The sequence below is a fragment of the Nostoc sp. DSM 114160 genome (assembly GCF_053470305.1).
Genome location: NZ_JBPFGO010000001.1, coordinates 2,941,716 through 2,964,913 on the forward strand (window position 1 = coordinate 2,941,716; position 23,198 = coordinate 2,964,913).

The 23,198-nt window shown below is 42.3% G+C and carries 16 protein-coding genes; 7 read left to right on the forward strand and 9 right to left on the reverse strand.

Annotated elements, in window-relative coordinates; translation table 11 throughout:
• Positions 1-86: 86 nt before the first annotated feature.
• From NSTCB13_RS13105 to NSTCB13_RS13120, 4 genes are all read right to left on the reverse strand, one after another.
• Positions 87-680 carry a DUF4360 domain-containing protein gene (locus NSTCB13_RS13105; RefSeq protein ID WP_448272630.1) on the reverse strand — a complete coding sequence of 198 codons (594 nt, stop codon included), beginning with the start codon at positions 678-680 and terminating at the stop codon, positions 87-89.
• A gap of 791 nt (positions 681-1,471) precedes the next feature.
• On the reverse strand, positions 1,472-2,077 hold the full coding sequence (locus NSTCB13_RS13110; protein ID WP_448272631.1) for a Uma2 family endonuclease: 606 nt from the start codon (positions 2,075-2,077) through the stop codon (positions 1,472-1,474).
• 307 nt (positions 2,078-2,384) lie between these two features.
• Positions 2,385-3,998: an NAD(P)H-quinone oxidoreductase subunit 4 gene (locus NSTCB13_RS13115; protein ID WP_445628170.1), complete on the reverse strand. Its 1,614-nt coding sequence runs from the start codon at positions 3,996-3,998 to the stop codon at positions 2,385-2,387.
• A 429-nt stretch (positions 3,999-4,427) separates the two neighbouring features.
• On the reverse strand, positions 4,428-5,537 hold the full coding sequence (locus tag NSTCB13_RS13120; RefSeq protein WP_322670380.1) for an S-(hydroxymethyl)glutathione dehydrogenase/class III alcohol dehydrogenase: 1,110 nt from the start codon (positions 5,535-5,537) through the stop codon (positions 4,428-4,430).
• Between the two features lie 367 nt (positions 5,538-5,904).
• Here NSTCB13_RS13120 and NSTCB13_RS13125 point away from each other — a divergent pair, with 367 nt between their 5' ends.
• From NSTCB13_RS13125 to NSTCB13_RS13140, 4 genes are all read left to right on the forward strand, one after another.
• On the forward strand, positions 5,905-7,188 hold the full coding sequence (locus NSTCB13_RS13125; RefSeq protein WP_448272632.1) for a valine--pyruvate transaminase: 1,284 nt from the start codon (positions 5,905-5,907) through the stop codon (positions 7,186-7,188).
• Between the two features lie 83 nt (positions 7,189-7,271).
• On the forward strand, positions 7,272-7,859 hold the full coding sequence (gene rimM, locus NSTCB13_RS13130; protein WP_448272633.1) for a ribosome maturation factor RimM: 588 nt from the start codon (positions 7,272-7,274) through the stop codon (positions 7,857-7,859).
• A 119-nt stretch (positions 7,860-7,978) separates the two neighbouring features.
• A complete protein-coding gene (locus NSTCB13_RS13135) occupies positions 7,979-8,116 on the forward strand; it encodes a hypothetical protein (protein WP_448265111.1) in 138 nt (45 codons plus the stop codon).
• Between the two features lie 322 nt (positions 8,117-8,438).
• Positions 8,439-10,820 (forward strand): phosphoketolase family protein, encoded by a 2,382-nt coding sequence (locus NSTCB13_RS13140; protein ID WP_448272634.1) that lies wholly within the window; start codon positions 8,439-8,441, stop codon positions 10,818-10,820.
• 155 nt (positions 10,821-10,975) lie between these two features.
• Here NSTCB13_RS13140 and NSTCB13_RS13145 read toward each other — a convergent pair whose 3' ends face one another.
• Entirely contained in the window at positions 10,976-13,480 is a 2,505-nt protein-coding gene (locus NSTCB13_RS13145; protein WP_448272635.1) for a hypothetical protein, read from the reverse strand.
• A gap of 165 nt (positions 13,481-13,645) precedes the next feature.
• Here NSTCB13_RS13145 and NSTCB13_RS13150 point away from each other — a divergent pair, with 165 nt between their 5' ends.
• From NSTCB13_RS13150 to NSTCB13_RS13160, 3 genes are all read left to right on the forward strand, one after another.
• Positions 13,646-15,253 carry a DUF1565 domain-containing protein gene (locus NSTCB13_RS13150; RefSeq protein ID WP_448272636.1) on the forward strand — a complete coding sequence of 536 codons (1,608 nt, stop codon included), beginning with the start codon at positions 13,646-13,648 and terminating at the stop codon, positions 15,251-15,253.
• Positions 15,254-16,025: 772 nt separating this feature from the next.
• On the forward strand, positions 16,026-18,137 hold the full coding sequence (gene argZ / locus NSTCB13_RS13155) for a bifunctional arginine dihydrolase/ornithine cyclodeaminase (RefSeq protein ID WP_448272637.1): 2,112 nt from the start codon (positions 16,026-16,028) through the stop codon (positions 18,135-18,137).
• Positions 18,138-18,171: 34 nt separating this feature from the next.
• On the forward strand, positions 18,172-18,687 hold the full coding sequence (locus NSTCB13_RS13160; RefSeq protein WP_448265118.1) for a DUF2085 domain-containing protein: 516 nt from the start codon (positions 18,172-18,174) through the stop codon (positions 18,685-18,687).
• Positions 18,688-18,914: 227 nt separating this feature from the next.
• Here NSTCB13_RS13160 and NSTCB13_RS13165 read toward each other — a convergent pair whose 3' ends face one another.
• The 4 genes from NSTCB13_RS13165 to NSTCB13_RS13180 all read right to left on the reverse strand — a co-directional run bounded on the left by NSTCB13_RS13165 (position 18,915) and on the right by NSTCB13_RS13180 (position 23,147).
• Positions 18,915-19,547, reverse strand: coding sequence for a hypothetical protein (locus tag NSTCB13_RS13165; RefSeq protein WP_445628161.1), 633 nt, complete (start codon positions 19,545-19,547; stop codon positions 18,915-18,917).
• Positions 19,548-19,718: 171 nt separating this feature from the next.
• Entirely contained in the window at positions 19,719-19,943 is a 225-nt protein-coding gene (locus NSTCB13_RS13170; protein WP_445628160.1) for a hypothetical protein, read from the reverse strand.
• Positions 19,944-20,094: 151 nt separating this feature from the next.
• Positions 20,095-21,378 carry a glycosyltransferase gene (locus NSTCB13_RS13175; RefSeq protein ID WP_448272638.1) on the reverse strand — a complete coding sequence of 428 codons (1,284 nt, stop codon included), beginning with the start codon at positions 21,376-21,378 and terminating at the stop codon, positions 20,095-20,097.
• Between the two features lie 509 nt (positions 21,379-21,887).
• Positions 21,888-23,147: a glycosyltransferase gene (locus NSTCB13_RS13180; RefSeq protein WP_448272639.1), complete on the reverse strand. Its 1,260-nt coding sequence runs from the start codon at positions 23,145-23,147 to the stop codon at positions 21,888-21,890.
• Between the last annotated feature and the right edge of the window lie 51 nt (positions 23,148-23,198).

Sequence of the window (23,198 nt, forward strand, 5' to 3'; positions counted from 1 at the left end):
TTAAACTCACCACTCATTGAAGACCACTAAATATGGAATTTGGTGCGGCGATCGCTATCTATGCGCAGAATAGCAAAAAGCGAGGACTAGCAACGCTTTAGGTCAAAATAAAGCCTTACATCCCCAGCATTGAGATCGGCTGTATCAACGAAAATAGAACTTCCTGCTGAGGATTGTGCAATCATATTAATACCTAATAATCCTTGCCCACCACCACTACATAAACCTGTAGCAGCTAGAACAGTAATCTCATCTTGCTCCGCAAATGCCTTACTAGATGTAAACTTGCTAGTTTTAGGGGGAGCTACAGCTTGACCAAGAGCACCACCACTAAAGCTATAAGTTCTGTTTAAGCTAGTACCTTTACTCTTGCTATTAATATCAGTAGTTCCTTGATACAGTACTTGTACATCTTGAACGATGAAACCACTTGGAATAAAAGTTTGAACGCGTAAAATACATTTTTGACGCTGACCATTGAATGCACTAAAGTTATCCAAGATGATCGATAAGCTTCTACCATCATCTCCAGGAAGCTGATCGGCAACACTACATCCGCCAGAACCGAGTGCATCTCCAAAAGTAATACTAGGCTCGTCAGCCAAAACCTTGGTCGCGATCGCATTCATTCCAAGAATTGTAGATAGAGATAGTAATACACCAAATTGTTTAAAGTTCATATTGATTGTACCTATGTTGTTAAAGTTGTTTTTTCATGGAAAATGCAGTCAAAATGCATCTCCCCCAACTATTTAACTAGTACAGGATAAATCTCTAAAAGGTTTACTTTATTTAGAAACTAAATCGTTTTTAACTGTGGCAGGAATTAACTTAGTGTAGGTATACCATCACCTACGTAGGACTCACCTGTAATAGCCTAAAGTCTTGAGATTAAAAAATGGCACTTTCTCTGTAAAATCCATGAGAGAACTCTCCTATAGATGCAAAAGTAGAATTAAGCTTCAATACCTTCGCTAAGAAAAGAGGCAGTCAAGCTTTTGCCGAAATACCCCAACACAAGAAGGTGTATCTCACGCTAATTCATGCAATAGTTAAGTGTCTCTATCCTGAAGTTACAAAAAGAATATGAGGAACTTGTGAGAGAATACGGTGCTTATTAAAACTTAAATTTTGCCAGTATTCAGATTGGAATTTACTGGAATATCAATAAAAATAATATTAAAGCTACAAAGATGTATATGTCGTTTGTCCTTATATTAAATATCTGATGAAAGAGAATGTGAGGAACTTGTGAGGAAATATAGTGCTTATTAAAACTTAAATTTTGTCAGGATTCAGACTGGAGTCTGCTGGGATATCCTGACCATATCAGTTGTTAACTATCACAGTTTGCCAATGAGATCCAGAGACGCGATTTATTGCGTCTTGAAGGACTAACAAAACCTTGGGCTAAAGACTGTTATTGTACTTGTGCCAGTTTTTGTCAGTACTGTAAAACTAGCTGTACTTCCTACCAAATCTGATTTAAATCCAAAACAAACCCAGGTAATAACGATTCACCATAAAGTGTCTTAGGGTTATTTAATTTCTCAACCGCAATATTAGGACGATAAATAAAAACTTGGCGTTGTTTTCTATCAATTAACCAACCAAGTTGTGTGCCATTATCAATATACTCTTGCATCTTGTCTTGCAAAATTTGCAAGTTGTCGCTCTCAGAACGCAATTCAATCACAAACTCAGGACAAATTGGTGCAAATTTTTTTCGCAGTTCCAATGGTATGGCTTCCCAGCGATCGCGTTTTATCCATGCTGCATCGGGCGATCGCACTGCACCATTAGGCAAAGTGAACCCACCACTGGAACCAAAACCTACACCTGTACCATCTTGCTTTGTCCAAATACCCAACTGAACAATAATGTCAAAGTTATGTTGATCGGTTTCGGAACCAGTAGGTGGCATAATCATTAATTCTCCAGCAGCATTACGTTCGATACGAAAGTCGGGGTTTAACTGACAAAACTCGTAAAATTGATCTTCGGTTAATGCGATCGCAGGTTGCAATTGCAAGACCATTGGTATAATTTCTGTGACTACAGGTAAGTTGGTGGTCATAATTGCTGTTTGGCTACTTCACTTGTTTTCACTATAATCTCTTCACGCTCTAGGCGCTTTGCTAATACGTCTACATGAATTGCCCTTACCTAATACCAATTTAATTAATGATTGCAACACATACTTGGGTAAAGACGCGATTCATCGCGTCTCTACAAATGATCTATTTGTCGTATTCTTTTTTCAAATTGGTATAAAAATTTTTTTCAACTCAATAATGCCAAAATTTTAGGGGTGGTTTCATAACCACCCCTTTATTCTCCTAATATTTAGAATTTACTTGCAGACCCCTGAATGGGAAGTTAATTTACTCAGAAATGTTAATCGAACTTTCAACTTGAGAAGTAGCCAATGTTGGTGCAGAGAAAATCCGCGAGTACAGGCTTGATGGTTGTTGATGAGCAACAACTGGTAGAACTTGACGAGCATGGGCGACTAATTCTACTGCTTTGACATCATAAGTCTGCGTTGCTAATTTGGGATAAAACCCGATTCCGATGATTGGCAGTAGCAAACAAGCGGTAATAAATATTTCGCGGGGTTTAACATCAGAGATTACAGCATCCAAGTGCAACTCTTTATTTTGCTCGCCGTAGAACACTTGACGCAGCATTGACAGTAAATAAATCGGTGTCAAAATCACGCCAACTGCTGACAACAGCACGACTACAACTTTAAAGCTGGAACTGTAAACATCACTGCTGGCGATACCCAGAAATACCATCAACTCACCCACAAAACCACTCATTCCGGGTAAGGCGAGAGAAGCCATCGAACCAATGGTAAATAGAGCAAAGGTTTTGGGCATTACCTTAGCCATACCGCCCATTTTATCCATCATCAAGGTGTGGGTGCGATCGTAAGTCACGCCAGACAGGAAGAACAAGCTAGCAGCAATCAAGCCGTGGGAAAGCATCTGTAATACTGCACCACTGATACCAAGTTCTGTATAAGAGGCAATCCCAATCAGCACAAACCCCATGTGGGCAATTGAAGAGTAAGCCAAGCGGCGTTTGAGATTGGTTTGAGCAAAGGCACAGCAAGCACCGTAGACAATGTTAACCACACCCAAAACTGCTAACACTGGGGCAAAAGTCACATGGGCATTGGGTAACATTTCCACATTGAAGCGGATAAGAGCATAACCACCCATTTTTAACAACACACCAGCCAAAATCATTGAACCGGGTGCTGATGCTTCACCGTGGGCATCAGGTAGCCAAGTGTGTAAAGGGAAAATCGGCATTTTCACACCGAAGGCAATTAAGAAACCTGCATAAACCAACAATTCCAAGGTTTTGGGGTATTCTTTCATTCCTAGAGTCGCCATATCGAAAGTGACGGTATCTCCAGAGAATGCTATTGCAAAACCGGCAATCAAGATAAATATTGATGCAGCAGCAGTGTAAAGAATGAATTTGGTAGCGGCATAACGGCGGTTTTGTCCTCCCCAAATGGAAATCAGCAGGTAAACTGGCACTAACTCGATTTCCCACATCAGGAAGAACAACAGCAAATCTTGGGCAACAAATACGCCAAGCTGGGCGCTGTACATCGCTAACATCAGACCATAAAATAATCGCGGCTTGGTGTTAACTTTCCAAGCCGCGAATATTGCGAGGGTATTTATTAAGCCTGTCAGAAGCACTAAGGGCATCGATAAACCATCAACCCCCACAGCCCAATGCAAACCTAACTGCGGTATCCAAGGATAGTTTTCTATAAGTTGGAGTCTTGAACTCTGGAAGTCGTATTTATACCAAAAGGCATAAATCATCAGTGCAAAGTCGGCGATCGCAACTCCCAGACCATACCACCGCACAGTTCTACCTTCCTTGTCTGGGATTAGGGGGATGGCTAAGGTAGCCACCAAGGGTAAGAGGATTATGGCTGTTAGCCAGGGAAATTCAATAGCATTCATTAATTCTGACAATCAATTTGCCTTATCACTTTTGATTTCATTATATTAAGGAATGAATATTTTTGTAAACATTCTTTAACTCTAGAAGATTAAATTTTTGACAAAGATAAGAACATATACTCATTAAATGTCAAATTTTCAGTATAAATAAGAATAAATACTTATCGGGTTTTGACGATTCCATTCTAAATGTAAACTTTTGCAACGTCAACAAAAAACGGTAGCTAAAGCCACCGTTACAATACAGTTACATTTTTTGGTTCAGCCCAATTGTCAGGACTATTTAGTCTACGCATCTAAGTTAAGTCATAAACCTAACCCTCTGTATTGGGTTAAGTGCAAAGCCAATTTAAGGTTTAGCTATGTACTGAGATACTTTAATGTGCTAACTACGAGAGCAAAATACCCTTTTCAAACATCCTCTAACAGCTAAAAAGTCACCACACTACGAATTGATTCACCTTTGTGCATCAATTCAAAAGCATCATTAATTTGCTCAATGGGCATCACATGGGTAATTAAATCATCAATATTTATCTTACCTTCCATATACCAATCAACAATTTTTGGCACATCTGTACGTCCTCTAGCGCCACCGAATGCTGAACCTTTCCAAACGCGACCAGTTACTAATTGAAAAGGACGAGTACTGATTTCCTGTCCAGCACCAGCAACACCAATAATCACGCTCACACCCCAACCTTTGTGGCAACATTCTAATGCTTGACGCATAATTTTGACATTACCAATACATTCAAAGCTGTAATCAGCACCGCCTTTTGTTAAATCAACTAGATAGGGAACTAAATCACCCTCTACTTCTTGAGGATTAACAAAGTGTGTCATACCAAATTTTTCCGCCAAGGCGCGTTTGTTGGGATTAATATCTACCCCGACAATCATATTTGCCCCTACCATCCGCGCCCCTTGGATGACATTTAAGCCAATACCACCCAAACCAAAAACCACAACATTTGCTCCAGGTTCCACCTTGGCAGTATTGATAACTGCACCAATACCAGTAGTAACACCGCAGCCAATGTAACAAACCTTATCAAAGGGGGCATCTTCACGAATTTTTGCTAAGGCGATTTCTGGCAGTACTGTATAGTTAGCAAAAGTTGATGTACCCATATAATGATGAATCATCTGCCCATCAATACTAAAGCGACTGGTGCCATCGGGCATAACACCGCGTCCTTGAGTTAGGCGAATGGCTTGACAGAGATTAGTTTTGAAACTCAAACAATATTCGCATTGGCGACATTCGGGAGTATAGAGGGGAATCACACGATCGCCTGGTTTGAGACTGGTAACACCAGCGCCTACTTCCACTACCACACCAGCACCTTCATGTCCCAAAATAGCCGGAAACAAACCTTCGGGATCGTCACCAGATAAGGTAAAAGCGTCGGTGTGGCAAACCCCACTTGCTTTCACTTCAACTAACACTTCGCCGGCTTGTGGCCCTGATAGTTGAACGGTTTCAATCGTCAACGGCTTACCTGCACTGTAAGCTACTGCTGCTTTAACTTCCAATGTCAGTGCTCCTGTATAGTTTTGTCATTTGTCATTGGTTATTTGTCATTTGTCATTGGGATTAGGAAAGAGGTGACAGGTGATAGGGAATAATCTGTACCTTGTACCCTGTAATTTATTCTCTTCTTTACTCCCTAGTTTTCTCACAGGCATTGAACGCATGATAAACTTTTGTATTACTTCATCGTATTTACTAAGCACGATCGCGGCTATAACGATAAATATTATTACCTTTGTTAAAATGTCATTCTCTCGCTAGATTGGTTAAAGGCGGCAACAGCTGTTTTGGCAAAGATGTAAACTGGATGTCAGCAGCAAACTCCAAATAATTTGTCCACCTCTCAATTAATATATTTTATTACAGCTTATGAACCCTGCCCTAACTCAAATTGGCGCTCAAATGTCCAACCTGACTGGCGTCAGAGCAATCATGAAGGATATTATCGAAACATTACGAGCGGGTGCAGGGCAGCAGTTTATTAATTTGAGTGCTGGTAATCCGTTGATTTTGCCAGAGGTAGAACAATTATGGCGGGATTGCACTGCACAGCTTTTGGCTAGTCCAGAATATGGTGAGGTAGTTTGCCGCTACGGTTCAAGTCAGGGCTATGCACCATTTGTGGAAGCGATCGCCAACGACTTTAACAAACGCTACGGGTTAAAATTAACCGATCGCAATATCCTCATCACCCCCGGCAGTCAAACCCTCTACTTCTACGCTGCCAATACCTTCGGTGGCTACACCCCTAGCGGCGAGTTAAAACAAATCGTTTTACCCCTCAGCCCTGACTACACAGGTTACGGTGGCATTTGCTTAGTTCCAAAAGCCTTAACTGCTTACAAACCAACTCTCGATATTGATGCAGCTGCCCACCGATTTAAATATCGCCCTGACTTCAGCCAACTTACGATTACAGAAAATACGGGTTGTATCCTCTTCTCTCGCCCCTGTAATCCCACTGGTAACGTCCTCAGCGATGATGAGGTGAAAAAGATTGCTGCCCTGGCTGCGCCTTACAATCTACCCGTGTTAATTGACTCGGCTTATGCGCCTCCCTTTCCAGCATTAAACTTTACTGAAATGACACCAGTGTTTGGTGATAACATTCTCCACTGTATGAGTTTATCGAAAGCCGGATTACCAGGAGAAAGGATTGGTATTGCCATTGGAGATGAAAAGTCGATTGAAGTGCTGGAGTGTTTTCAGTCAAATATGAGCCTCCATTCTTCACGTTATGGCCAAGCGATCGCAGCTTATGCAATCAATTCTGGTGCTTTAGTGGAAATTTCTCACACTGTTATCCGTCCCTTTTATCAAAACAAATTTGCCGTTTTAGAAAACAGCTTAGAACAAGCGATGCCCAAGGATTTACCTTGGTATCTCCATCGCGGTGAAGGAGCAATTTTTGCTTGGTTGTGGTTACAGGATTTACCCATGAGTGATTGGGAATTTTACCAGCAAGTTAAGCAAGTAGGTGTGATTATTGTCCCTGGAAGTACCTTCTTCCCCGGTTTAGAGCAAGAGTGGGCGCACAAACACCAATGCTTCCGCATCAGCCTCACAGGCAGCGATGAAGAGATAGCCACTGCTATGCAACGTTTAGCAAAAGTAGCCGAAGAAGCTTATCAGCGTGCAGCTGTGACTGCCTGATTAGAGAAAGTTAGGAGTTAGGAGTAGAGACGCGATTAATCGCGTCTGTACAAGAGTTATAAGAATTTTTTCTCCAATGACAAATGACAAATGACAAATTAGATAATTGGCTAGAAATTGGTAAGATTGTTGCCCCTCAAGGATTGTCTGGAGAATTACGGGTTTATCCTGTATCAGACTTTCCCGAAAGATTTGAAGTACCGGGAAAACGTTGGTTGTTGTGTTCAGGTGACACACAACCGCAACCAATCGAATTATTAACAGGACGTTATATCAGTAATAAAAACTTGTATGTAATCAAATTAGCTGGCGTGGAAAATTGCGATCGCGCGGAGGCGTTGCGCGGTTGTAAGTTAATGGTGCCAGCAAGCGATCGCCCCAAATTAAACGAAGATGAATATCATGTCCTCGATTTGATTGGCTTGGAAGTCTTCATGCAAGCATCTGGCGAACTCGTGGGTACAGTGGTAGACATCATCCCAGCTGGCAATGATTTGTTAGAAGTAAAATTACACCCATCTTTTACCACTGACAAAGGACAAATGACAAATGACAAAGGACAAAAGACTGTTTTGATTCCATTTGTAGAAGCGATCGCACCAGTTGTAGACTTGAAATCTAATCGCATTGAAATTACGCCGCCGCCTGGTTTGTTGGAAATTAATAATTAGGTTATTCCTCGATCTGCCTTTAGCTAGTTTTGCTGTACTCGATAGTTCCAGGGAAAGCAAAGCTTGAAGCATGAGAAAATTGAGTACATACTCTATCTATTAATCTAGGAAATGTGGCAATGTCAGAAAAACCAACAACTATTCACAGGCAACTACTGGAAATATTGTCCCAATTGCCCAAGTCTAGTCAAGAAGAAGTATTAGATTTTGCTAAGTATCTAGGCATCAATAAATTTCAAGTTTGTAGTCAGGACTAAAGTCCTGATAATGCTTGCTTTGAGCGATAAATCGCTCACTACAAAGTATGAGCTTATCTGATATTTAATACTGTTAAAAGTGGCATTAGATTACACTTTACAACTAGATAATTATGACGAAGACAATGCTGATTGATACTATTCATTAGTAGCGTAAGAGTAGCTCATTCTAGACATCGCTCTCTATCCTTTGCCCAAAGCAAAATAATTTAGTCACAAAGGCTAGCAAAATTCATCATGGGTTAGATGGCCATCATCTTGAAAATAAGTAAGATTACATACTGGTGAATCCGTCAAAATCCTTTTGTAATGGAGTGTCGAAATGACATTAGCCAGTCCTCCACAAACAAAGCCTTTAACAGATGAAGAATTACAGAAGATAAATGCCTACTGGCGTGCAGCTAACTATCTTTCGGTTGGGCAGATATATCTACTCGACAATCCGCTACTGAGAGAACCGTTAAAGCTGGAACACGTCAAACCCAGGCTCTTGGGGCACTGGGGAACAACGCCAGGGCTGAACTTAATCTATGCTCACCTGAATCGGGTCATCAAAAAATATGACCTAAACACAATTTACATTGCTGGGCCTGGTCATGGTGGCCCTGGACTGGTAGCCAACACCTACCTAGAAGGCACTTACACCAAGTATTATCACAACATCTCCCAGGATGCTGAAGGAATTCAGAAACTCTTCAAACAATTCTCTTTCCCTGGTGGTATTCCTAGCCACGTTGCACCGGAAACTCCTGGTTCGATCCACGAAGGCGGGGAATTAGGTTATGCCCTCGTCCACGCTTTTGGTGCCGCTTTTGATAACCCAGACTTAATTGTTGCGGCTGTTGTGGGTGACGGCGAAGCCGAAACAGGTGCTTTAGCAACTAGCTGGCATTCCAACAAGTTTCTTAACCCCGTACATGATGGGGCTGTACTGCCGATCCTGCACCTGAATGGATATAAAATTGCTAATCCAACGGTACTCGCACGGATCGGTCATGAGGAATTGGAAAGCTTATTTGTAGGCTACGGCTACAAGCCCTACTTTGTCGAAGGTGACGATCCCGCAGATGTCCACCAGCAAATGGCGGCGACTCTAGATATAGCGATCGCTGAAATTCAAAGTATCCAAAGAGAAGCCCGCGTACATGGTTTCACCAAACGTCCCCAGTGGCCGATGATTGTCATGCGAACCCCCAAAGGTTGGACAGGCCCAAAGGAAGTTGATGGCAAAAAAACTGAAGGTTATTGGCGATCGCATCAAGTTCCCTTTGGCAACATAGCCAAACAGCCAGAACATCTGAAACTCCTAGAAGATTGGATGAAGAGTTACAAACCAGAAGAACTCTTCGACGCTAACGGCACACTAATTCCCGAACTAGCAGAACTGGCTCCCAAAGGTCATCGACGCATGGGTGACAATCCCCACGCTAACGGCGGTCTTTTGCTGTGTGACCTGAAAATGCCCGACTTTCGAGACTATGCCGTAGATGTTCTCAAACCAGGGCAAGCGATCGCTGAAGCTACCCAAGTTGCAGGAATTTTCCTCCGGGATATCATGCAACTTAACCAAGAAAGCCGCAATTTCCGTATCGTCGGCCCCGATGAAACGGTATCAAATCGCTTAGGCGCTGTGCTAGAAGTCACAGACCGGGATTGGGCAGCTCAGATCCTCCCGGAAGATGACCACCTTTCCCCCGACGGTCGGGTGATGGAAATTCTCAGCGAAACTAATTGTCAAGGATGGTTAGAAGGCTACCTCCTCACCGGACGCCACGGGTTTTTCTCTTGCTATGAGGCGTTCATCCACATCATTGACTCAATGTTCAATCAGCACGCCAAATGGTTGAAAACGACCAGACATATTCCTTGGCGTAGACCGATTGCTTCTCTCAATTACCTACTCACTTCTCACGTTTGGCGGCAAGACCATAACGGTTTTTCCCACCAAGACCCCGGTTTTATTGACCATGTAGTTAATAAAAAAGCAGAGATCGTTCGGGTGTATTTGCCGCCCGATGCCAACACTTTGCTATCAGTAACCGACCACTGTCTCAGAAGCCGTAACTATGTCAATGTTATCGTTGCCGGAAAGCAACCAGCATTGCAATACCTAAATATGGATGCTGCCATCAAGCACTGCACCAAAGGCATCGGTATTTGGGAATGGGCAAGCAACGACCAAGACGGCGATCCAGATGTAGTAATGGCTTGTGCTGGGGATATTCCCACCTTAGAAACTTTAGCGGCTGTGGATATTCTGCGCCAGCACTTTCCAGATTTAAAAGTGCGGGTGGTAAACGTAGTCGATTTAATGACACTACAGCCAAAAAGCGAGCATCCCCACGGTTTGAGCGCAAAAGACTTTGACACAATTTTCACCACAGATAAACACATTATCTTTGCCTTTCATGGCTATCCCTGGTTGATTCATCGCTTAACTTATCGTCATACTAACCACGATCAGATGCATGTGCGCGGCTACAAGGAAGAGGGAACTACCACCACCCCCTTTGATATGGTTGTTCTTAACGAACTCGATCGCTTTCATTTAGTAATGGATGTAATTGAGCGCGTACCAAAATTGGGATATAGGGCAGCTTATGTCAAGCAGCATTTGCAAGATAAGCTGATCGAACACAAGCAATACATCCAGAAGTACGGCGACGATATGCCAGAAATTCGCGATTGGAAGTGGCCGTATTAATAGGAAGACAGGCTTTTTCAGTTGAAGAGAATATACAATGCTAACTCCCTGACTTTGTAGGAAAGGGAGTTTTCGTCTATCGTCAGCGAACTAGGTACAGTTTTCAAAACTATAGCAGGCAACAAATAATAGGCAACAGGCTTAAAAGTCTTTTGCTACTTTCCCCGTGAGGCTTTTTCCCTCTTTCTTCTCTGCTCTATTGTTTTTAGGTTCTCTTGCTGCTGTTGGCGGTATTTTTTGAATTCATCACTGTTTTCATATTTTTCAAGCCATTCGTTACCTTGCATGCCCCCCAAATCTCTTATATATACCATATAAGTTTCAGGGTTTACACCTAATTTTTCCAAGTGTCTTAAAGTCGTATACATCTGATGCATGTTAGGCTTATAGTGACCGCTTTTATCTGCGATCGCTTTTAGTTCGCCATCTATAACCTGAATGGCACCAGCACCTTTGACTGGGATGCCAGCTAAAGCACTTGAATGATGATACTTCCCTTGCTTATGGGCATCAGCATAGAACTTTCCATCAGGGCTAAGAACAAAAATCATCCAATCTTCTCCACCATTTGGTGCACCAAGAGCTATCTTACCTTGTGAGCTAAGGTCATCTCCAAAGGCATCTGTCCATGTACCTCCGCTAATCGTGACTCCTCTTGGTCTGCGCTCTGCTTCCGACTCCAGGTATTTGACTCCTGAAATCTCGATTTTGTTTTTATCTAGGTAATCCCAGAAAGATTCTGTAGTGGGAGGTGGTGAAGATTTCCCAGCATACTCTGATTTTGCTTTCCACTCCCAAAAATTTGTTTCGCCACCCTCTTGTTGTTTTTGCTCTTCAAAAGCCGTTCTCATGTTTTTGTCTTTTGCTTCTTGCTCATTCAGCCATTTAATGATATTAGTCCCAGCCAACCAGTTTACAAAATGTTCATCTCCTAATTTAAAAGCAGGTCGATGCAGTGCATCCCATGCCTCTAACCAATAATTTTCTCTGGCTTTGTCGCGGTTATGCTCAAAAGTTAAACTTTTAGATTTACCTTTTATCTGAGGTAAAGATGAATCTGTTCTTACTATCTTCTTCAGTTTATTCCAGCGTTCCTTCCCGGTTGTCTTTGGTTTAGTTTGCTCTTCTACTTTGCTTTCTGGTATCTCTGGTTTAGTTTGCTCTTCTACTTTGCTTTTTGGTGTGTTTGTGTTCGTTGACTTCTTGAGATGCTGCGATAGAAACTTTTGCAGGAGACCTCGAACCTCTTCATCACTCAAGAGAGAGACATCAACCGAACGAGGGTTTACCAGCAAATCAGGTAATTTTTCTCGTGCTTCTGTAATTTTTCTTTCATCATTAAGAATATCTTGAGTTTCTTTTAGATGTTGTTCTAGACTTAGTTGCTTTTTATGAGCGGAAGAAGTAGGAGTTTTATAGTTAGAAACTATAAATTGTGTTTTGGTCTTGAATTTAATACTTTTTATTAATTCTTCCTTGTCTTTTCTTAACTGTTCAGCTTTTCTTTTTAACTTAATTTCTTCTACGATTTTTATGATTTTTTCATCGCTTAAAGGAGTAATTTTTGTGAGTCCATCTTGGATTTTAATTGACAGTAAATCAGTTAATGCTTTTCGTGATAATTGCATTATATCGTCGTACTCAACTTGAAAATCTTGTTTGAATTTGAAATTATCTGGATTCTCTTCTTTTTCTTCTTTATATTCAGAAAAAAGATAGTCTGCTATTTTATTTAAATTTTTATCAACCTCTTGATTGATATCAAATAAGATTGTTTTTGATTCAGAGGAGGTACTTGGTATTTTATCTTCTGATTTCACCTCTTCCTTTGATTCCTGAGGTCGAAAATCTGAGGCTTGTGAATCTGTATCAATGCTCGATCCAGACTCGGATTCTAACTGTTGCGCCTCTTCCTCTGCTTTGATAGACTTATTCGCTATCCGATCTGTTGCTGGTTTTCTCCGATCGCTTAGCCACGGTTGTGAGTCAGTTGAAACTTTATTTTCTTGTGCTATCTGTTCAAACTTTTTAATGATATCTTGAACGCCTAAAAGCTGGATAACATCTCCATCTGTCTGAGTTACCTTACCCTGTATCCCATTTCCTGTATTCACTACATTACCCGATTCACTTGAAGCTGTTCTCTTATCGCTTACACCAACCTGATGCTTTAGTTTAGAAGCCGTCTGAATGGGAATATCTTTAGTCTGCGGTTGATGCATTTGGCTAACGACATCTGTGGCTACCCTATTTGCTTCCTGCTCATACTTATCTCCAGGTTGCCCAATTGTAAGTTGTGGCTGAATTTGTTGTGCTAAACGTGTTTCACGCCTTGTAAATAAATCAGGGATGTCTAACAGGTTAGGCAGACCCTTGCTACTTTCTTTTCTCTGCACCCAGAAGTCATTCATCTTGGCTTGCAATACACCCAAGCGTTCCTGTCTTTCTGGTGTTATCGTGCCATGTTTTGCCTGGATCTCTAATTTTGTAGCCTCCATTTTTTGAATTTGGAAGGCTTGATTATCTATTTGTTCTTGGGTGAGAGGCTTCTTTGATGTCTCTTTACTCTGGATACGAAAGTTTTGAGGTGTCAAGTTGGATATTTCTTGGGGTCTTTGGTGACTTTGTAAGATAACTTTGTGGAGTCTTTGAAATTTCATTTATGACTTGTTTGTCACTCAGATCGAACGTATTGTAACACCAGAAGTGTTTGCATAATTTTTTAAGTTTGTACTGTGAAGTAATTTCAGTTACTTAATGCATCGATCGCTACTCATTTTCATGGTTAGCGCTAGGATAGCTATGTATTTTATTAAAGTATAAATATGGCTCAAACTTTTTACGTAAATCCAGTATCAGGTAGCAATACCAACCCAGGTAGCCAACAAGCCCCCTTCAAAACTATTACGCAAGCCCTTAAGGTATCTACTGTTGATACCAAGATTCAACTAGCAAATGGTAATTACAACGCTGCTAGCGGTGAAGTATTTCCGCTAACGGTTCCATCTGGCGTAACAGTTGTGGGTAATGAAACCAATAAAGGCAATGGCATTTTGATTGAAGGAAGTGGTACCTATCTGAGCCGTACTTTTGCTGGGCAGAATGTCACATTTGTGCTGCTGGATAAGGCGGAACTCCGAGGAGTAACTGTAACAAATTTGGCTAGCCGTGGTAGTGGTGTTTGGATTGAATCAACTGCCCCTACTGTTGCTAATAGCACCTTCATCAACAATAAGCGAGAGGGAGTATTTGCTACAGGCGATGCGAACCCAGTTGTTCTAGGTAATGTGTTCAGTGAGAATGCAGCTAATGGAATTGCGATCGCTAAAAATTCTAAAGGTCAAATTGAAAATAATACTTACTTCAAAACAGGTTTTGGCATTGCCATTAGTGATACTGCATCACCCATCCTTCGAGATAACAGAATTTATGAAAACCGTTCTGGGATTGTCATCTCTGGTAGTGCGCGCCCGGTATTACGTAATAATGTCTGTGAAAATAATACTGATGATGGGATCACAGTAATTGGAACTGCTCTACCGGATATCGGCAGTATCAATAATCCGGGGGGAAATACTCTACGCAATAACGGTAAATTTGATTTGCAAAATGTCAGTTCCAACAAGCTGATTTCTCTAGGAAATAAAATAGATGCGTCTAAAGTCGCCGGAAACATAGAGTTTGCAGATAGTTCGGTTCCAACACCGACACCGACACCGACACCAACGCCAACACCAACACCGACACCAACACCAACACCCACGCCAACACCGACACCAACACCCACGCCAACACCAACACCAACACCAACACCAACGCCAACGCCAACGCCAACCCCAACCTCAACACCTACTATTGAATTAACCGATATTGCGAATCATTGGGCAGGTGGGTTTATTCGGGAATTAGTCAAATTGGGGATAGTTAATGGTTTTCCCGATCGCACATTTAAACCCGATGCGACAATGACACGGGCACAATTCGCGGCAATAGTAGTAAAAGCTTTCAACCCACCACCAAGCCGTGCAGCGATCAAATTCAAAGATGTACCAGCAGACTTCTGGGCATCCAAGGTAATTCAGCAGGCATATCAGGGTTTATTTCTCTCTGGTTTTCCCGACAATACCTTTAGTCCCAACAAAAATATCCAGCGCGTGCAAGTGATTGTCTCTCTGGTGAATGGATTGGGGTTATCTAATGATGGTACGGCAACTATCAAAGTTTTCGATGACCAAGCCAAGATTCCTGAATATGCCAAGGATGAGGTAGTAAAAGCTATAGACAAGAAAATTATCGTCAATTACCCAAACCTGAAACAACTCAATCCTACCCGCGATGCTACACGCGGTGAGGTAGCAGCGATAGTGTATCAAGCTTTGGTAGATGCAGGGCGTGTAGCAGCGATCGATTCGTCTTATATAGTGACTGCTTGAGGGAGGCAGGGGAGCGGGGGAGCAGGGGAGCAGAGGAGACAAGGGGACAAGGGGACAAGGGGGAATTATTGAACAACTCTCTCCCTTGTCTCCCCCCTCTTCTTCGTCTACCTTGTCTCTTCTCCATGCCCTCTGCACACCCCTCCTACCCTTCAGCTTAACAAGCGTGCTATTCAAGCCACGGGTGTTGGTGAAAAGTTAAAAGCGAACGCTGGGAAAATAAACGTTCGCTTGACTATACTTGCCGAACGTAATGGTTAGTTGCTTGTTATTAGCATACTATAGACTGTGGATTTGAGAGCATTTGATAAAGATTTTGCTGCTAATGCCGATGAATTTGATCTAGTTGCTTCGCCCTCTAATACACCCCCAGTGGCCTCACTTTGCTGGAAACCTAAATTAAATCAGGGTTTCTTAATTTTACGTGAGTTCGACGAGTGCTATTTTGACCTCTCCCCCAGCCCCTCTCCTACCAGGAGAGGGGAGCAAAAACCCTCCTTACTCGTTACTCCTCCCTCTCCTTACAAAGACACACTCGCGTTCGGCTTTTAGGAGAGGGAGGCTGTCCGGGAGAGGTCTGTCGAACTCACGTTAATTTTGAATTTTGAATTGGTATTATTACCATGTTCCAGTAATAGAATTGAGAGCGAAGGCTTGGTCAAGTCTTCAACTATCAAAAGATAGATGCTTTAGTAGCAGATTTTACCTGTAAAAAAACAAAAGTCTGTATTCAAAGTAAGCTTGTAGCATATAAAACGCTTGTAAGATTTTTATGACTTCTCGGATTCGCTTTTTAATGTGCCCTCCTGACCACTACGACGTGGACTATGTGATTAATCCTTGGATGGAAGGGAATATTCACAAGTCATCGCGCGATCGCGCCGTGGAACAGTGGCAGGGACTACATCAAATCCTCAAAGAACACGCCATTGTCGATTTAGTACCACCTGAAAAGGGCTGGCCTGATTTGGTTTTTACCGCCAATGCTGGCTTGGTTCTGGGCGATAATGTCGTCCTCAGTCGCTTTTTGCACAAAGAACGTCAGGGAGAGGAGCCTTTCTTCAAACAATGGTTTGAGGCAAATGGTTATACAGTCAATGAACTTCCCAAAGATTTGCCCTTTGAGGGAGCAGGAGACGCACTGCTAGATCGGGAAGGACGCTGGTTATGGGCGGGATACGGTTTCCGCTCGGAATTAGATTCTCACCCTTATCTAGCTAAATGGCTGGATATTGAGGTGCTATCCCTACGATTAATAGACGAACGTTTCTATCACCTAGATACCTGTTTTTGTCCTTTAACAAATGGCTATTTGCTATACTATCCCGGCGCTTTTGATTCTTACTCCAACCGCTTAATTGAAATGCGAGTTGCACCAGAAAAGCGCATCGCAATTGAAGAAGCTGATGCAGTCAACTTCGCTTGTAATGCGGTGAATGTAGATAGCATCGTCATCATGAACAAGACGAGTGATGCTTTGAAAACCCGCCTTCAGGATGCAGGTTTCCAAGTGCTGGAAACACCACTTACGGAATTTCTCAAAGCCGGTGGTGCGGCTAAGTGCTTAACTTTGCGGGTGACAGAACCAGTTAGAGATGAACTTCATGCCAATGTCTCGGTAGAAAGCCGCGTCATTCGCATGGAAGGACATTTGTTAGATGCTGGCTTAATTAACCGCGCTTTGGATTTGATTATAGATGCCGGCGGAAGTTTCAAAGTCCTGAATTTCAACTTGGGAGAACAACGGCAAAGTACTTCAGCCGCCGAGGTGAGAGTATCAGCACCATCCCATGAAGTGATGGAAGAAATCATCTCCCGATTGATTGATTTGGGTGCTGTAGATTTACCCCATGATGAGCGAGATGCCAAACTGGAGCCAGTAATTCAAGATGGCGTTGCGCCTGATGATTTTTACGTCAGTACAATTTATCCCACCGAAGTGCGAATTAATGGTCAGTGGGTGAAGGTAGAAAATCAACGCATGGATGGCGCGATCGCCATTACCCAAACTGCCAATGGCTTTGTAGCTCGGTGTAAAATACTCCGCGATTTAAAAGTTGGCGAACAGGTAATTGTAGATGTTTTAGGTATCCGCACCATCCGCAAAACTGAATCGCGGGAACTCCGCAGCACCCAAGAATTCAGCTTTATGTCGGCGGGGGTTTCTAGCGAACGGCGCGTGGAATTAGTCGTTGAGCAAGTGGCTTGGGAATTGCGTAAAATCCGCGATGCTGGTGGTAAAGTAGTTGTCACGGCTGGCCCTGTGGTAATTCACACTGGTGGCGGCGAACACCTGGCGCAACTGATTCGGGAAGGATATGTACAAGCACTGCTGGGTGGTAATGCGATCGCAGTTCACGACATCGAGCAAAACATCATGGGCACTTCCTTGGGTGTAGATATGAAGCGGGGTGTCGCCGTGCATGGAGGACATCGCCATCACCTCAAGGTAATTAATAGTATCCGTCGTTATGGCAGCATTCCCAAAGCTGTGGAGGCGGGAGCAATTAAAAGTGGCGTCATGTATGAGTGCGTTCACAATCATGTACCTTTTGTACTTGCGGGTTCCATTCGGGATGACGGGCCTTTGCCTGATACCGTAATGGATTTGATTCAAGCACAGGAGCAATATGCCAAACACCTAGAAGGTGCAGAGATGATTTTGATGCTGTCATCGATGCTGCACTCCATTGGCGTGGGTAATATGACTCCGGCAGGGGTGAAAATGGTATGTGTCGATATTAATCCAGCTGTAGTGACTAAGTTAAGCGATCGCGGTTCTGTAGAATCAGTGGGTGTGGTGACAGATGTAGGTTTGTTCCTCAGTCTGTTGATTCAGCAGTTGGATAAGTTAACAAGTCCTTATGTAAATAAGGTACGTTAAGAAAAGGTAGACGCAAAGGCGCAGACAAAAGGAAATGACAAGAGTAGCTTTCAGTGAATTGCAGGTTAATTGGGTCAGTTTGATTGCTGATTTCTTGTTGGTAGGGATGGTTTTTGGCCCGCCTATCGCTCCCTTTTTGGCTGCGTCTGGAGTGTCTTTGCTTCCTGGAATTGCGGACATCATTTATTTCATGGGTAATCATGTCTGTCCGCAACCAGATATGGGGTTAGATTTAGCACCACCATTTATTATGGCTGTGTGTATGCGCTGCTATGGCACTGTCACGGGTTTGCTGATTACTCGCCTGCTGTATGGGATGACTGGTGGTAAAGGATTTTACTGGTTAAATCAATATGGCTGGAGTGGTGTGGCGTTAGCCAGTGTGCTGATGATGGCTTATCCTTTGGAATTGGCAGCACAGATTTTTGGTTTGTGGAATTTTAATAACTATTTGGTTACGCCTTTTGGGTTAATTACAGGTTTGGCGTGGGGATTGTTTACTATGCCGATCTTACATGGGTGGCATGGTGCTAAAACTAGCTTCCGTTAATTGTAGAGACGTTGTATTACAACGTCTCTGAACATTATTAGTATAGTTCCCTCCTTTTTTAATGAGTTAGGGGGATCAAGCCTTAACCAAGCGTATTGATTTACAGGGGGGGGACTGGGGGCTGACTTATAGCTGTCGCCAAGTCGTTTAGGACATAAACCTAATATAAAACCCAGACACCAAGCGACTTTCGATCCTGTTCCCTGTTCCCTGTCTCCTGTCCCCTGCTATATCTTTACGTTACGTTTTTGCCGTAAACCTACACTTAAGGCTGCAAAAGCTAATGCACCTAATGCAAAATTAGGTTCGGGAACACTAGCAATAGTAGACTTATTTTCGTTTGTAAGACCATTCCAACTGCCAAACTCGTACAACTCTAACCGATAGCTAAACAAACCGTCTGAATCACCAATAAATTGCAGAGGTGCTGAAAATTTCAGCACAGTGCCATCAAGGCTGTATGGTACTGAACCACGGATGTTACCCCAACCTCCTGAATTCGGTTCCGATGGACCAACTGAGAATACATCACGTATCCGAACGTCACCTGCAACGTGAATTTCTTCTCCGCGAATAATTGAGGAAAGGTTACTATAGGCAGAGGGCGGTCTAAAAATAGGCAATTCCCCACTCGGATCGATATAGTATTGAAAAGAATCGGCTTGTCTATCAAATTCATCAACTGTGAAAAAATCTGGCACTCTATTAAAATTTACAGTGAATGTTACTTCTTGAGCATCAAGATTTACCACTGCTGACTCTGATTCAACTAATAATACTGCTTGTGCTATTTGCCCTGTGCCCAAGGCAATTAAAGCTGCTCCAAGCAGAGACACTGGTAACTTTTGTGCGTATGTCATAAAAATTACTTTTTTAACCGTAGTCTGACATCAAGATAATACGGCAAGTAACATATTTGTTAAAAGTTATAGCAGTAATTTCACTGAAAATTTATGATAATTTTACAGAATTTTTAACAAAAATTGTACTGCTCAGAATAAACGATCGCATTTGTATCCAACAAATAGCGATTACCACTCATCTCGTAACACCCTTTGCATCGCTAATGCATCTCCCTCCCAGGCTAATTTACCCGCAAGATCGGAAAAATCATAATCAGATTTTTGTGTGCTATTTGATGCAACTGGATTCAGAACAACCACGACATTCACCTCCCCAGGCGCTAGCGGTGTTGGGATATCAAGATGCAAATGCCCTGATGCATCAACAATTGTCGTAATTTGAAAAACTTCCATTATTATCCCAGCTATTAAACTCTGGTTTCATTTTAATGCGATGTCTACGACGCGCTATGCCTACGCACCCATCAACTAACAGGTTTAGTCAAACTCAAAGTCACTAATTAGCGATCGCTAATACTGTAAATACTAGCGATCGCCATATTTTTTATCGCTGTAGTCTTACATTAGTCGTACCTACCTCCACCTTCTGCGCTCCTTCAACGATTTGGTAAAGTTTGTGTTCAAATTTCTGCATACACGCTGACCAATCAAAGTCAAGTATGGAAGGGCGAGCGTGTCTAGTCATATCTGCTTTCAAACCGGGATTTTCTAGAATTGCAATTACCTTTTGGGCGAAGTCTGTAGGGTTGTTAGGTTGGGCAAGGAAGCCGTTACGACCAGGAAATACCTGTTCTGAGGTTGACGGTGCAACAACAGCAACCAGAGGAGTTCCAGACGCTAGCGCTTCGTTATTTGTCGTGCAGAAGTTCTCGGTGACGGAGGGATTGACAAAAACATCTGCTCTAGCAAACCAACCTAGAAGTTCTGTACCGTGAGACTCACCCCATACAGTAACACCCGATCCAAACTTTTTAGCACGCTCGCGGATCTCTTCATCTAGCGGGCCACTACCAACAATTACCAGATGGACATCAGGAATTTTCGCAGCTATGACTGGAAAGATATCAAGCAATTGGTTGACATTCTTTTCCGGTGTAATGCGTCCAACAAACAACAGAGTTGGTCGGTTATCATTGGGAATTGGATCGTAACAAATGTTTCGCGGGTGAAATTTTTCGCAATCGATACCTTGATAAGCGACGTATTCAGCGCGTTGGCATTTCAGTTCTTCGTATTTAGTCAGTTGTTCTTTAGAAGAGAAGTAATTGAAGTCATAAGACTCACTAAATTGCTTGACTAAAATGGGAACGATGGGACGAACCAAATTGAAGAATCTGTCTCCAAAGTAATATTTGATATACGCAACAATATCTGTATGGAACAGTGATATTATTGGCGTGCCTGTTCGTTTTGCGTATTGAGTGCCGATTGGGCGACCATAACCTTGTAAGAAAAATGAGTATAAACCTCTCATTTGGGCTGCTTCTTCAACCACGATAATATCGGGCTGGAATTTTTCCAGCAACTTGGTATCGCTCCAATGCCGATAGTTCAACGGTTGAGGAAGAGACTTGTAAAATACCAGTGGTTCTGTGGGAAATGCGTAAGCAGAAAAATTGGGGAAAGATTGAATTTCTTCTAAACCTGGCATGGGGCGATCGCCAACATTTTTGGGGTAGCGATCGTTGATTTGCGGATGGATTAGAAAAACCTCATGTCCCTGCTCTAGCAACCAACGAACTCGTTGGTGTACTGCAACGGAAACACCAGTTAAGAAAGGAGCATACAACCCTGTAAACAGTGCAATGCGAAGTTTTTGCTTAGTCATAATAAAGGGGAATATTTCACAAAATTGCTGGTTTTTAACTTAGGATTTACGCAGCAAATGTTTCATGAACATCCTGATTCTTTAGCTCAGAAATTCCCGTCAATACAGTTAGACTAAGGATTTACGCATTGTTAAATAGCTGAAATTTTCGATTTTGAAGTGGATGTTTGTCAATCTGGATTTAAACTATAGCCGTAATCACATAGCTTAGGACATAATGACAAGCGTGAATGCTAGGAAAAGTATACTTTTACCTCCAGCAAGAACTGCCTTCTGTCTCCTGCTATATCAAAACATCCAAACTGCTAAGTCAAAATTCCCCTTAATATATTTGTCTAAACCCTTGCCAAAAATGTCAATACGTTTTGGTAATCAACAAGTAAAAACGTATATTTTTACAAGGGTTATAGCTAATATAGTTCTACTAAATATAAGATAATACAATTTGAAGACTAGGGAATGTTTAGTGTAATAACTTTCATGCCCTAGTTGATATTTAGCGATTTAATTCAAAGAGAAACCTTGCTATTAATCGGTTGATCCAACCATTGATAAGGGCGATATTCCACCAAGCGGACATTCCAAGGCCCTTGAACTCGATAGCTGACACCGCGCCAGGTGACTGTTGATGTCCACAGGGATGATAGCATCGCTAACCCATAAACCCACTGTGTCAACGGAATCCCAATCAACATTTTGATAATTGTAGTAGCTGATAATTTGGCGATCGCTTGATCGTTAGAGCGAACTACTCGCTGTATCTCTAATTCCAACACCAGCATTATCAAGAGTAATCCGACAGTGTAAACTCCATAGCAGACTAACAACAGAGCCGCAGCTTCCCATTTTGCCTCTAACAACGACTCTAGAACTAAGACGCTTAGTAGAGTCGGAAACAAAATGCTAGAAACAGCTTCACTTACAAGAGCCAACCAACGAGGATGATACAGTCGAGAAAAAAGGATAAGGCGCTTGAGATAGTCTATTAAATTGAATAAATCAGTCTCTTCACGATTGACTATTAGCAGCGAAGGCACAAACTTTACCTGAAAACCATGTTTTTTCAGGATGTCATGCATCATAAAATCTTCGCCTAAAGCTTGTCCCCACTTATCTAGCAGTTCTGTTTGACGAAGCACTTCTGTTTTCACAGCCAAAGTTCCACCCCAAGGAATCTGGAAGATAAACATTTGCACTACTGTAGAGACATTGCCGACGTACCGCACTAAAGAACCCCAATATCTGCCTGTTGGTACGTACCACCGATTACCGGTTGTTGCGCCTACTTTCGCATCCCCTAGAGGACTGACTAATTCTCTAAGCCAATTCAGATGAACTATAGTATCAGCATCGACTAAAGCAACCACCTTGTAAGAGTCGTCCAACTCTCGGACAGCTTGGATTAAAGAACTGCATTTGAGACTACAACTGTTGCGTACTATTCTCAAAGGGCTGATTTGAACGTTGGTTGCTTCTTGCTCAGTGATGGTTTCACTAGCAATTTTCCAAGCAGGATCTTCGTGACTATCAACGATTAATTTTAAATCATACTGTGGATAGTTTTGATTTAGGAGCGATCGCAAACATCTAGGCAAAAACGGATCGGCTCCGCGTAAGCAAAGAATTACTGCTGTTTTGGGTAGCTGATCGTCTGGCAATAAGTTTTTTTTAGACGAGCGCAGATACCATATAAAGACAAGCGTAAAACACACCTGAATAACCAGCCAACCCATCAAAGACTTAGACAGAAATATTGCCAAATCTTCCATTAAATTTTTAATCTCCGACAGAATAATGGATTGGAAATTGGGGATTGGGGA